A 13,479-nucleotide genomic window follows, 5' to 3' on the forward strand; every position below is an offset into this window, starting at 1 on the left:
GCCCTTGTAATGAATCAATTATTATGAGGAGGATTCAAGTGGACAGAAATGCTTTAAGAAAAGTAAAAGGCCTTATTGGATTATTAATGGTTTTTGTATTAGCATTTGTATCATTTCCGTGGAGTACATCAGTTAAAGCGGAAGAGAAGAAGCAAGAAAAGGCATCAAGTGAGAAGAAGATAGTTTTTCCAGTTGTAAGTGATGTGCATATTAAAAACAGTGGAACAGATGATACGTTTCGCTGGAAAAGAGCGATTGAACAGTTTAATACACTAGCACCAAAGCAAGATGCATTTGTTATTGTAGGTGATTTCACAGATACAGGATCAGTGCAGCAATATGATCGTTTCATGCAAGTATATAATGAAAATGCAAATAAAGATGCAGTGCGAATGAATTCTCTTGGTAACCATGATTATTGGAACGGTTTATCTGTAGAGGGCGCACAGAAGCGTTTCTTAGAAAAAACAGGAATGGAATCGATTTACTATCACAAAGTGGTAAAAGGGTATCATTTCCTTGTTATGTCTCCGGAAGATGGGACAACTCATGGATATTATTCAGACAAGCAAATTAATTGGTTAAAAGAAGAAATGGCAAAGGCACAAAAAGATGATCCAGAAAAACCGATTTTTGTATTTTTACATCAGCACATTAAAGATACAGTATACGGTAGCCAAGAATGGGGAACGCAAGATAGCGCAAAAATTAATGCAGTATTAAAAGAATACCCACAAGTTATTACGTTTTCAGGTCATTCACATTATCCGTTAGATGATCCGAGATCGATACATCAAAAAGACTTTACATCAGTTGGTACATCTTCAGTAAGTTATATGGAAGTTGAAGGTGGTAAAGTACAAGGGAATATCCCGCCAGGAGCTAGTACGTTAAGCCAAGGTTTATTAGTAGAAGTAGATGATAAAGAAGTAACGATTAATCGTCGTGATTTCCATACGAATTCTTGGACAGGCGAGCCTTGGAAAATTAAATTACCAGCAAAGAAAGAAACATTTACACATGTAGAAGATCGTGATAAAGAAAAGCCTTACTTTGCTAAGGATGCAAAGCTTGCTGTATCAAATGTAACAGAAAATGCGGCAACAGTAACATTTCCACAAGCATTGGACAACCTCCTTGTTCACTCTTACCGTGTACAAGCTAGAGATAAGCAAACGGGTGAAATAAAAAATAAATTGTTAGCATTCTCAGAGTTTTATCGTGATCCAGTGCCGAAAGATCTTACGTTTACGCTTGCGGGGTTAGATGGCGGGAAAACATATACACTTGAAGTAGTTGCGATTGATTCATTTGGCAATGAAACCGCGCAGCCGTTAACGGCAGAAATTACTACGAAAAAAGATGATATTGATCCGAATGTAAAAGTGCCAAAGGCTGATGTTTTTGATGTGAATTTTGCAGATGGTACATTTAAAGACAATTCACCATTTGGAACAAAAGGTGATGTGAAGGGCAATGTGACTATTGAATATGATAAAGCATTGAAAAAGAATGTTATGAAGTTAAACGGACAATCTAATACATTTGGATACCTTCCATTTTCAGCAGCACAAAAAGAGAAAGTAGCAAATACATTTACGTTAGAAACGGTATTTTCAATGAATCAAATCCGTGGACAAGGTATTTTGCAAAATACAGAGAGCGGTGGAATTGGATTTGAGTCTACAGGAAGCGGCTATGTTGAATTATGGGCTCACATTGGCGGCAGTTATAAACGTGTTGGAGTTCAATTAGAAGCAAACAAAACATATCACTTAACAGGAACGTATAACGGAAGTGAAGTAGCTATTTATGTCGATGGTAAAAAAGTAAATAGCCAACCAGCTACAGGAAAAGTGTATCATCCAAATGTACCATTTGCACTTGGAGCTGATCCTGATAGTAACGGCAATGGTGGTATTCCGTTAAACGGTAAAATCGCGCTTGCGAAATTATATAGTAAAGCGTTAAGTTCTTCAGAAGTATTAGCAGCGTACAATGAGTTTTCTAACCGTACGAAGTTAGAGCAAGTAAATGCGTTATTTGAAGAACTTGGAAAAGTAAAAGAAGTGTTAGCTGGTACGTATGAATTTGGTGATAAGCCAGGTCAATATTCAAAGGAAGCATTTCAAGAACTAGAGAAAAGCTATAATAATGCAAAACAAGTGTTTGAAAATGTAGCAAGTAATGGAGAGCAAATTGTTCAAGCGTATAATGAATTAAAAACTGCAAATCAAACATTTATACAATCTAAAGTAGTAGAACAACCGAAAACATTGAAAGAAAAATTACAAATTCATATTGAATCTGCAAAAGTAGTAGTGAAAAAGGCGCAAGCTGCAAACGTAACGGACGGTTCAGTGAAAGCACTGAGTCAAAAAATTACAGTGGCAGAAGCTGTAGTGAAAGATGTAAAAGTAAAAGATACACAGGTAGAAACAATGAATCGTACGATGGAATATGCAATTTCACTCGTTGAAAAAAGCATAAACAAGTAAGAGAGAAGAAAAGAAGCTTATCATGATAGGCTTCTTTTTTGTTATACTAAAAATAGCATAGAAAAAAGGAGCGAATAATTTGGAACAGAAAAAGCTAAAAAGAATTCTTGAATATGTATGGATCGCGGTTGTGCTCCTTGTAGGATATTATCTCTTAAAAGAGAAAAGTATTTGGGTTTTATTTTTAATGACTTTCTTATTAGCAGGACTAGGAACGTTATTTATTAACTTTTTCTTTGATAGTTTGAATGCCTGGAAGAATAAAAAGAAGGGAACGAAGTAAAGGAGGGAATATATGCAAAAGTGGAAGCTCATATATCAGGTGATTATTTTTCTATTGCTTGTAGGTATTGGAATGGTTAAATACTCGACATCAATAGGAAATTGGGCATGGCTTACAGCTTGCATCGGCATATTTTTCATTTTACAATCGTTGACGAAAAAATATAATAGTACAGAAAGATAGCTCACCGCTAAAACGGCGAGCTATTTTGTTATGCTTTTTTCTTTTCATCATTTGTTTTTTCAATAGCTAAATGACTATGTTTCCTAGAGTAGAAGAAATAGAAGCATAAGCCGACTATAAGCCAAACTGCAAAGCTAATCCATGTTGTTTTAGACAAATTGATCATTAAATATAAGCAGCAAAGAATCGCGACAACTGGTAATACAGGTACGAAAGGTGTACGGAATCCACGTTTTAAATCAGGGTGTGTTTTTCGTAAAATAAGTACTGCGCAGCAAACGAATGTAAAGGCTGTTAACGTGCCGATGTTTACTAAATTCGCTAGCAAATGTAAGTCTAAAAGGCCTGCTAATAAAGCAGCAACAACGCCAGTAATCCACGTATTTAATAAAGGGATTTTTACTTTTTTATTTACACGTGCTAACGCTTTTGGAAGTAAACCGTCACGGCTCATCGCATACGAAACGCGAACTTGTCCATACATAACGACTAAGAGAACGGTTGTCATTCCAGTCATCGCTCCAACAGCGAGTAGTCCTGCAATTGTATCCTCACCAACGAAATGCAATGCAAATGCAACTGGATCAGAAACGTCTAATTGCGTATAAGGAACCATACCTGTTAAAACGAAAGATACAATCATATATAAAACAGTACAAATAAGAAGCGAACCGATAATACCAATTGGTAAGTCGCGCTGCGGTTTTTTCGTTTCTTCTGCAGCGGTTGCGATTGCATCAAATCCTAAGAAGGCGAAGAATACAGTGGCAGCTCCGGTAATAATACCATCGTATCCGAACGGAATGAACGGTGTCCAGTTTTCAGGTTTTACATATTTTGCACCTGCTACGATAAAGGCAATGATAACAGCTAGTTTAATAAGAACCATAATATTATTAATGCGTGCACTTTCACGTATACCAAAACTTAAAAGGCCAGTAATAAGAAGTAAAATACAGACAGCAGGTAAATCGATGAGACCACCTTTTCCTACGCCGGGGGCCGAGGCGATTATGGTGGGCAGGTGTATATTGAACCCTTGTAGTAATGATTGCAAATAACCAGACCAACCGACAGCTACTGCTGCAACGGCAAGTAAATATTCGAGCATTAAACACCATCCGACGATGAAGGCGACGACTTCTCCGACTGTCATGTATGCGTAAGTATACACACTTCCTGAGACAGGAATAGAAGAAGCAAATTCAGCGTAACAAAAGGCTACACAAGCACAAGTAAATGCAGCAATAAGGAATGATAGCATAATACCAGGACCAGAATGTTTTGCTGCAACAATACCTGTTAATACAAAGATCCCTGTCCCAATTACGGCGCCGATTCCTAAAAATGTTAAATCGAGTGCAGTTAATGTTCTAGCTAGCTGCTTTGGTGATTCAGTACTAAGCGCTTTTTTTCGTAATAATGACTTCACTTTGGACTCTCCCCCCGTTTTTTCATTTCCATAACTGCGACTATAGTATGAGCCCATTAAAAAAGAGTAAGTAAGGAAGTGGAGGTGCAGTTATGGTATGTAGTTTTTTAAAATTGCTGGATTAATCTTAATATAATTCAGAATATTTTGTCAAATAAAAATATGACAAATAAAATGCGGATCAATAGGGGAAACTACTTGCAGAAATGGACGGGGGTTAACGACCCACTGATTAAAGTTAAAGTAGGAGCAGATGCTATGTTATTTTATTTTGAACTTGTCGTCATTTTACTTTGTACGAAATTAGCTGGTGACATTAGTGTAAGACTTGGTCAGCCTTCTGTACTTGGTAAGTTAATTGTCGGTATTATTATCGGTCCGGCTGTACTTGGTATTATTAATAGTTCTGAACTGATTGATGAATTGAGTGAGATTGGTGTTTTGTTACTTATGTTTATGGCGGGACTTGAAACAGATTTAGAAGAGTTAAATCGGAATTTGAAATCGTCGTTTGCAGTAGCGGCCGGTGGAATTATTTTTCCTTTCATCGGTGGTTATGTAACAGGATTGCTGTTTGGATTAATACAATCCCATGCCATTTTTTTAGGGTTATTACTTTGCGCAACATCGGTTAGTATTACGGTGCAGACGCTACGTGATCTAGGAAAAATGAATACGAGAGAAAGTACAACAATTTTAGGTGCTGCCGTATTTGATGATGTCATTGTCGTTATTTTATTAGCATTTGTAATGAGTTTTTTAGGAACACAAGATGTGAATATAACACTGGTCATTGTAAAGAAAATTATTTTCTTTGTAAGTATTGTTTTTATTGCTTGGAAAGTCGTTCCTTGGATTATGAAAATGCTTGTCCCGCTTCGTGTAACAGAAGCGTTAATTAGTGCAGCTCTTATTATTTGCTTCTCTTTTTCTTATTACAGTGAAATGATGGGAATTGCAGGCATTATTGGAGCATTCGCAGCAGGAATTGCTATTTCTCAAACAGAGTATAAGCATGAAGTGGAACATAAAATTGAACCGATCGCTTATGCAATATTTGTTCCAGTATTCTTCGTAAGTATCGGAATGGAAATTACATTTCAAGGCATTGGAAGCCAGCTTTGGTTCATTATTATTATGACTCTCATTGCGATTTTCACAAAGTTAATCGGATCAGGTTTAGGAGCAAGGCTGACAGGGTTTAATCTCCAATCTTCTATTAGTATTGGCGCGGGGATGGTATCACGTGGTGAAGTAGCGCTTATCATCGCTGCAAATGGACTTACGGCGAATTTATTAGCGAAAGAAAATTTCACAGCGATTGTTATTGTTGTTATATTGACGACGATTATTACACCGCCACTTTTGAAGAAATATTTTGTATAGACGGGAAGGGCTTATCTGATGTAGGTAAGCTCTTTTTTATTCCCAAAAGCAATAGTCATATAGCATAAAGGGTTTGTAATTATGGTAAAATCTATGTATGTGATATGACAAGGAGAGGGAAGTGTGAAGATTACGAAGGAGAAGGTTATCGGTGTAATCGTACTTATTGCAGTATGTATACCATTTACTGCATGGAAAGAATCAAAAGTGAAAGATTTTCCGGTTTCTATTTTTTCGGAAGAAGCAGATGGTGAGTACGGTCAGAAGCTGAAATATACTGCTTTTTTACCTGATGTTGCGATTTGGATGAACGGTTGGGAAAAGAAGTGGACAGAAGGGGAAAGAACTGTTTATCAAAAAGGGAATCGCATTGTAAATGTGTTTCATCCTCCTGGCGATGATGGTTATTACCTTCTTGAAGCAAGAGAAAATAAGTGAACGCAACCGTAAGAAGTGGAGGTTAAATAGTGAAAGCTTCAACATTACTATTTAAAATTGAAAGTAATATGGATCAATTTTCACCAGCTGAGAAGAAGGTTGCCATGTACATAATGGAGAATGCAGAGATTGTACCGAATTTAACGACGAAAGAAGTGTCAACGAATGCAGGCGCAAGTGAAGCGAGTGTCGTTCGCTTTTGTAAATCGATTGGAATCGGAAGTTTTAAAGCATTTAAGATAGCACTCGTTCGTGAATTAACGATTGCTGATTATAATATTAACGATTTTTCAGTGATGAATACAGAAGATGGACCGTATGATTTATTTAATAAAGTTACTTATGTGAATAAAGCTGCAATTGAGGCGAGTGTTACTGCAATAGATAAGAGGGAACTTGAGAAAGCTGCAGATCTTATTGTAAATGCGAATAAAATTATATTTTACGGCGTAGGCGGATCAGCTACGCCAGCAATGGACGGGGCTTATAAATTTACGCGGCTCGGATTTACAGCGATGATGCTATCTGATTTTCATATGATGTTGCCGCTTGTGACAAATTTAAAAGAAGGCGATATATTTGTTGCGATTTCAACATCTGGTCGAACGAAAGATGTGCTTGAAATGGCGCAGTATGCAAAGAGACAAGGTGCAACTGTTATTGGAATTACGAAGTTAGATCAATCATCACCCCTATATAAAGAAGCGGATATTCGCCTTTGTATGCCAGATGTAGAACAAGATCATCGTATTGCGAGTATTGCTTCGAGAATGACACAATTGAATATGATCGATGCTTTATATGTTATTACTTTCAATCGAATTGGTAATAAAGTATTGGATCAATTTATGGAGACGCGAGAAGAAGCGTTGCGGTTACGGAAGTTAAAGTAGAAGAAAAGATGAGGAGACTCATCTTTTTTTTATCCCGTTAACGGGCAGTAAGCCCCCCACTTCAAAATTCAGCGGAAGCAAAGAAAGTTAGGTGGGGGATTAACTGCCCGTAAAAGCCCGAGTGGTGCGGGCTAATAATCAGTGGGGATGAACAAAACCCCCACTGATTAAAGTTTCACTTTATTATCTTTGACAAAAATATGTCATGTCTTGAAATTTTATTTCATAAAATAATAAAGAGTTATTGATTTTTAGTTTCTTAAAGTTATAATAAAAGTGTGAAATATAATTTCAAAGAGGGTGGCAATATGTTAGAAAATTTATCGACAGAACATCGTAATGAGAAAACAATGAATCTGGATGAAATGAGTATAAAAGAAGTGTTGCAAAGTATGAATGAAGAAGATCGAACTGTTGCGTTAGCAGTTGAAAAAGAGATAGAACAAATTGAAAAGGTTGTACAGACTGTTATTAAATCTTTTGAAGAAGAGGGACGCTTAATTTACATTGGTGCTGGTACAAGTGGTCGTTTAGGTATTCTAGATGCAGTGGAATGTCCGCCGACATTTGGCACGGATGATAAAATGGTGCAAGGGTTTATAGCAGGTGGATTGAAAGCGTTTACTAAAGCGGTGGAAGGTGCCGAAGATCGCGAAGAGTTAGGGGAAGAAGATTTAAAAAGTATTGGATTAAATGAGAAAGATACAGTGATTGGAATTGCTGCAAGTGGCAGAACTCCTTACGTAATTGGCGGCTTGAAATACGCACAGAGCGTAGGAGCGAGTACAGCGAGTATTTCTTGTAATAAAAATGCTGAAATAAGTAAATATGCAAAGTTAAATGTGGAAGTAGAGACAGGTGCAGAAATATTAACAGGATCAACGCGTTTAAAAGCTGGTACAGCACAAAAATTAGTGCTGAATATGATTTCAACAGCTTCGATGATTGGTGTAGGAAAAGTATATAAAAACTTAATGGTAGATGTTCAATCCACAAATGAAAAGTTAGTAGAACGGTCAAAACGAATTATTGTGGAAGCAACAGGCGCTAGTTATGAAGTAGCGACAGAGTATTATGAAAAGGCAGAACGTAACGTAAAAGCTGCAATTGTTATGGTGTTGTTGCAGTGTGAATATGGGGAAGCACTGGAGAAACTAAAATACGCTAAAGGGTTTGTGAAGAAAGCACTATAAAATAATAGGGAGGGGGATTCTATTATGAAGAAAGAAGAGAGAATGGCCAAGGAAATTTCGGAGCAACTTGGAGGAATAAAAAATATTCGTAGTATTGCTCATTGTATGACGAGACTACGATTAACGCTTCATGATGAAAGTAAAGTAAACATGGACCTTTTGAAAAAAGTTGAAGGCGTTATGGGTGTTATAGAAGATGAGACGCTTCAAGTTGTCGTTGGTCCAGGAACAGTAAATAAAGTAGCAGCTGAAATGGAAGGTTTGACAGGACTACGAATTGGTGAGGTAGCAGATCATCACCTTGAAGATATTGGGCAAGAGATGAAATCAGAGATTAAGAAGAAAAATAATACACCGGTGAAAAACTTTTTACGAAAAATAGGGAGTATTTTCATCCCATTAATTCCAGGTCTTGTTGCGTCAGGAATTATAAACGGGGTTGCTAACTTTGCGAAAAACGCTGGTGCTGATCCAAATGCAACGTGGTTACAAATGTTACTACTCATTGGCGGCGGTATCTTTACATTCCTAGGAATTTTAGTCGGCTGGAATACAGCGAAAGAGTTCGGCGGGACACCGGTTCTTGGGGCAATTGCTGGTATTTTAATTTTCAATCCGGCGATGGCAAACGTAAAATTGTTTGGTGAAGCATTAGTGCCTGGAAGAGGCGGATTGTTTGCAGTTATTTTTGCAGCATGGCTTATGGTTGTAGTGGAAAGACAAGTTCGAAAAGCAGTGCCGAATGCAGTTGATATAATCGTGACGCCACTCATTACTGTATTAGTTGTAAGTATCGTAACGATGTTAGCCATTCAGCCATTAGCAGGTTTCTTATCAGATGGTATTACGAGCGGAATTAATGCTATTTTAAATATTGGCGGAGCATTTGCTGGCGCAGTACTTGCGGGAACATTTTTACCTCTCGTTATGGTCGGATTGCATCACGGTTTAACACCAATTCATATGGAATTTATTAATCAAACACACGTAACACCTTTATTACCAGTACTCGCAATGGCTGGTGCTGGCCAAGTGGGCGCAGCAATTGCGATTTATGTGAAAACAAAAAACAAACGACTTCGTAACGTAATTAAAGGTGGATTGCCAGTTGGCTTTTTAGGAATTGGTGAGCCGTTATTATACGGGGTGACATTACTACTTGGGAAACCGTTTATTACTGCTTGTTTAGGAGCGGCTGTCGGTGGTGCATTCCAAGCAGTTATGCAAACAGCTTCTCTTGGAATTGGCGTATCAGGGCTATCTTTAATTCCATTAATTGCTGACAATAAATATTTACTATATTTCTTAGGTTTAGTAATTGCATATGCTTTCGGATTTATCTTTACGTACTTCTTCGGATTTAAAGAAGAAATGGCAGAAAACATATAGAGAAAGGGATTCCTTTCTCTTTTTCTATTAATAGAAAGGGAGATTTATATGATCGGAGTTTCCATTTATCTTTCAAAAGAACGAGTAGAGAAACAAGAAGAGTGGCTAAAAGTAGCAAAGGAAAATGGGTTTACATCTATTTTTACATCACTGCACATTCCAGAAGATGATCCAAATACGTATAAAGAGTTAATTCAAATATTAGGGAAACAAGCTCTTGCACATGAAATGGAGTTAATGGTTGATGTTTCTCCAAAATCGTTACACCATTTAGGGCTAACATATGAAAATGTGGAAGAACTATTGGACTGGGGCATTACCGGTTTAAGAATGGATTACGGCATTGCGCCAAAAGAAATTGCAAGCGTATCTCATAAGATGAAAGTAGCTTTAAATGCGAGTACGATTACAAATTCATTTTGGAAAGAATTACTTGCAGAACATATAAGAGTAGAGAATGTAGAAGCATGGCATAATTTTTACCCACGTCCAGAGACAGGACTAGCAAAGTCCTTCTTACAAAAACAAAATCAATATTTACAGAAGTGCGGAATAAAGACGATGGCATTTATTCCAGGAGATGCGGAAAAACGAGGTCCGTTATATGAAGGGCTACCAACGTTAGAAAAACATCGCAATATGCGCCCGCTTGAAGCGTACTTAGAACTTGTTCAAGATTGTGGTGTTGATAAAGTATTGATTGGAGATATAAGCGCAAGTTTGGAAAGTATGCAAGAAGTAGCTAGTGCAAGTAGAGGGATTATTCCATTGCGTTACAAATCATTTATAACTGATAAAGAAGTATTAAAAGTGGTAGAGCAAGTGCATACAAATAGACTAGATCCAGCTCGTGATGTTATTCGATCTGTAGAATCAAGGGAAGGAAATAGAGTGGTGTTACAGCCGATGCATACAATTGTAAGAAAGAAAGGTAGTATTACAATTGATAATGAATTGTACGGTAGATATGCAGGGGAGATGCAAGTTGCCACACATGATTTACTTGTAGATGAGAAAGTGAATGTTGTTGGAATGGTTGTGGAAGAGGACGTTTCTTTGCTGCCCTATATTGGCGCTGGAAAAATGTTTCAACTTTTTTTATGCGATAGAATAAAAGCTTGAATTAGCGCTATTTTGTAAGAAAACATTATCTGTAAAACGGATAATGTTTTTTGTTTTCTTTAAAAAAGTATTTGACGAATGAAATAAAATACCGTATTGTTTTGACTTGTAAATAAAAGTTCACCATAACAAAACAAAAAGGAGAGTTCAAAATGAATCAATATATTGGGAATTTAATTATTCGTATCGTGTTAGGAGTTACGTTCTTTGCACACGGTTTAGCAAAGTTTCAATCAGGTATCGATAATGTAGCAGGATGGTTTACAAGCATCGGTTTACCAGGTGGCCTTGCATACGGCGTAGCAACTGTAGAATTAGTTGGTGGTATGTTATTAATTATCGGTTTAGGTGTACGATATGTAGGATTGTTATTCGCTCTTATTTTAGCTGGAGCTATCGTAAAGGTAAATGGAGCAGCAGGTTTATTAGGAGATGGAAAGAATCCAGGATATGAATTAGATCTTGCATTATTATCAATGGGTGCGTATTTATTCGTAGTAAAAGCAGAAGGATATGTAGATCGTTTCTTAAAAGAGAAAGTAATGAAAACGAAGTAAATTTTATTTATAAATGTTGACTTGAAAAAGTATTGTAACTATAATGATTACAACAAATGGATTAAGAGTAAAACAATTTAAATATTTTTTTACACAAGATGTAACTATGTTAGTTACGTCTTGTGTAAAAATAAATAAACGGGAGGAAGTAATATGCCTAAATCAAATTTAGAAATTATTCAAAGCACGTATGAAGGATCAGCGTCTTCGAATGCAAAGCATTTAGCAGAAGCCTTCTCTGAAAAAGTGGAATGGACAGAGGCAGAAGGTTTCCCGTACGGCGGAACATATAAAGGCGTAGAAGCTATAATGGAAAATGTATTTAGCCGTTTAGGATCAGACTGGGATGATTATAAAGCAAGTGTAAATACATATCATGAAGTAAACGGAAAAGATGTAATTATTGCTGAAGGTATGTATTCTGGAGTTTATAAAGAAACAGGAAAATCATTTGAAGCAGAATTTGTTCATGTATGGCAACTTGAGAACGGAAAAATCGTGAAGTTTAAGCAATATGTAGATAGTCATATTGTTAGGGAAGCGATGAAGAGATAATGCTTTTTAAATGGATCGTAGGTATATGTATTACCATTATGGTAATCATCTCTTCTATAGTTGGCGGAAAGAAATTGCTTGCATATGTGGAAAAAGAAAATACAAATATTCAAATCGAGCGAGCGGCAAACGAAAAAGAGAAAAAAGCTGCAGAAGAAGCCCCGCAAATTAGTGAAGGTGAAATTATTTCTACTATGCATAAAATGGTGCACCAAAAGGTAAAATCCTCTGAAAAATGGGGATTTGTAGAAATGACAAAAAAGGAAATTTCTAATGTAAAAAGGGATATTGAAAATAGTACAGGTTTTCAATATAAAATGAAGTTACTTTCTATTATAAATAGATGGGAAAAAAGGAGATTTTTCTCAAACTGTTGAGGATCATAACTTTTTATGGAGCCTTCAAGGTGGAGATACTGGTAAGGCGACGGAACGTTTATCGCCAGAAGAGGAAAAGCAGTATATAAAAGAAATGAAGAATAAATAAAAACATCGCCAACCCAGATGACGATGTTTTTTCATTAAGAATGTTTTCGCATTAAAGCTCTAGTTGGCTGAACAGCGACAGTTTTGAAATGAGAAAATAAATAACATCCTGTTACAACGACAATTGTTCCTAAAATTTGTATCCACGTTAATTCTTCTCCGAGAAATATGAATGCTAAAATGGCTGTGAAAATTGGATTGAAGTTTAGAAAAATACCTGATGTAGTTGCGCCTAATTTTTGTACGCCAATATTCCAAAATACCATACAAAGAACTGTCGAAATAAGCCCAGTATATAAAAGTGATGTGATGAAAGAAGTATTTATATTTGAAACAGTGAAGCTACCTATGTTAAACGGTAGTAATAAAATAACGCCGAAAATACCAGAGTACAACGTTGCCATAAGTGGTGTAGTTGTTTTTGTTGCCCATTTACTACAAACAGAATAGATTCCCCAAATACAAACTGCTGCAATCATCCATAAATCACCGCTATTAAAATGTAGTGAAAATAAAAGCGAGAAATCACCTTTTAATAGGACGAGGATAACCCCGAAGAATGAAAGAATCATGGATAGAATTTGAAGTGTATTTACTTTTTCTTTTAGAAATAATACTGAAAATAATGCGATTGAAATTGCATTCAATGTAGAGATAAGACCTACATTCGTAGCGGATGTTTTTTCTAATGCTAAAAATTGAAAGATGTTAAAAAGAGCGACTCCTGAAATTCCCATCAATATTAACGGAAGTATTGCGGTACGTGGTGGAAGGATTTTCTTTTCTTTAAACCATACCATTGGTAATAAACAAACAATCGCAATCATCCACCTTAAATTTGTCAGTGTCATCGGTGATGCATGATTGACGAGTGATTTTCCAACGACGAAATTTCCTCCCCATAATAAGCTCGTTAGTAATAGTAAAAAGACGTAAAAATAAGGCATGCTAAAATCCCCTCGTATATTAATATTTAAGCCCTATCTCAGGCTTAGTTTTACTCTCTAATAAGAGTCCAGTAATAAAGAAAATACTTGGACGTCTCAAGATATTTCTAGATAATGG

Annotated in this window: 13 protein-coding genes and 1 pseudogene; 12 read left to right on the top strand and 2 right to left on the bottom strand. The window is 36.4% G+C overall.

The features are described 5' to 3' along the window. The first annotated feature begins 38 nt into the window (after positions 1-38). The 3 genes from MR168_RS05345 (at position 39) to MR168_RS05355 (ending at position 2,964) form a co-directional block, all read left to right on the top strand. Positions 39-2,498, top strand: a complete 2,460-nt coding sequence (locus MR168_RS05345) for a LamG-like jellyroll fold domain-containing protein (RefSeq protein WP_140159336.1) — start codon at positions 39-41, stop codon at positions 2,496-2,498. A gap of 79 nt (positions 2,499-2,577) precedes the next feature. Next, positions 2,578-2,781: a hypothetical protein gene (locus MR168_RS05350; RefSeq protein ID WP_000435803.1), complete on the top strand. Its 204-nt coding sequence runs from the start codon at positions 2,578-2,580 to the stop codon at positions 2,779-2,781. A gap of 12 nt (positions 2,782-2,793) precedes the next feature. After that, positions 2,794-2,964, top strand: coding sequence for a hypothetical protein (locus MR168_RS05355; RefSeq protein ID WP_086411482.1), 171 nt, complete (start codon positions 2,794-2,796; stop codon positions 2,962-2,964). A 28-nt stretch (positions 2,965-2,992) separates the two neighbouring features. Here the strand turns inward: MR168_RS05355 and bcaP are convergent, their stop codons facing one another. Further along, entirely contained in the window at positions 2,993-4,396 is a 1,404-nt protein-coding gene (gene bcaP / locus MR168_RS05360; RefSeq protein ID WP_086385352.1) for a branched-chain amino acid transporter BcaP, read from the bottom strand. Positions 4,397-4,558: 162 nt separating this feature from the next. On the opposite strand from bcaP, the gene MR168_RS05365 reads away from it, so the two are divergent. The 9 genes and pseudogenes from MR168_RS05365 (at position 4,559) to MR168_RS05405 (ending at position 12,415) form a co-directional block, all read left to right on the top strand. Further along, complete coding sequence (locus MR168_RS05365) at positions 4,559-5,782, top strand: cation:proton antiporter (RefSeq protein ID WP_061113410.1); 1,224 nt, start codon at positions 4,559-4,561, stop codon at positions 5,780-5,782. A 123-nt stretch (positions 5,783-5,905) separates the two neighbouring features. Further along, positions 5,906-6,220, top strand: coding sequence for a hypothetical protein (locus tag MR168_RS05370; protein WP_000704958.1), 315 nt, complete (start codon positions 5,906-5,908; stop codon positions 6,218-6,220). 29 nt (positions 6,221-6,249) lie between these two features. Beyond that, positions 6,250-7,113, top strand: coding sequence for a MurR/RpiR family transcriptional regulator (locus MR168_RS05375; protein WP_000648170.1), 864 nt, complete (start codon positions 6,250-6,252; stop codon positions 7,111-7,113). 308 nt (positions 7,114-7,421) lie between these two features. Next, a complete protein-coding gene (gene murQ / locus MR168_RS05380; protein WP_086411481.1) occupies positions 7,422-8,306 on the top strand; it encodes an N-acetylmuramic acid 6-phosphate etherase in 885 nt (294 codons plus the stop codon). A gap of 24 nt (positions 8,307-8,330) precedes the next feature. Beyond that, on the top strand, positions 8,331-9,695 hold the full coding sequence (locus MR168_RS05385; protein WP_086411480.1) for a PTS transporter subunit EIIC: 1,365 nt from the start codon (positions 8,331-8,333) through the stop codon (positions 9,693-9,695). Positions 9,696-9,743: 48 nt separating this feature from the next. Continuing rightward, positions 9,744-10,817, top strand: a complete 1,074-nt coding sequence (locus tag MR168_RS05390; RefSeq protein ID WP_086411479.1) for a DUF871 domain-containing protein — start codon at positions 9,744-9,746, stop codon at positions 10,815-10,817. 152 nt (positions 10,818-10,969) lie between these two features. Further along, positions 10,970-11,374, top strand: a complete 405-nt coding sequence (locus MR168_RS05395) for a DoxX family protein (RefSeq protein ID WP_086411478.1) — start codon at positions 10,970-10,972, stop codon at positions 11,372-11,374. A 153-nt stretch (positions 11,375-11,527) separates the two neighbouring features. Then, complete coding sequence (locus MR168_RS05400; protein ID WP_071739646.1) at positions 11,528-11,929, top strand: nuclear transport factor 2 family protein; 402 nt, start codon at positions 11,528-11,530, stop codon at positions 11,927-11,929. Next, a pseudogene (locus tag MR168_RS05405) lies at positions 11,929-12,415 on the top strand (PRK06770 family protein). The gene MR168_RS05400 and the pseudogene MR168_RS05405 overlap by 1 nt, the downstream one beginning before the upstream one ends. Before the next feature lie 34 nt (positions 12,416-12,449). Here the strand turns inward: MR168_RS05405 and MR168_RS05410 are convergent. Continuing rightward, positions 12,450-13,361 carry a DMT family transporter gene (locus MR168_RS05410; RefSeq protein WP_086411476.1) on the bottom strand — a complete coding sequence of 304 codons (912 nt, stop codon included), beginning with the start codon at positions 13,359-13,361 and terminating at the stop codon, positions 12,450-12,452. Positions 13,362-13,479: the final 118 nt, after the last annotated feature.

The sequence above is a fragment of the Bacillus cereus group sp. BfR-BA-01356 genome (assembly GCF_022663635.1).
GTDB lineage: Bacteria > Bacillota > Bacilli > Bacillales > Bacillaceae_G > Bacillus_A > Bacillus_A cereus.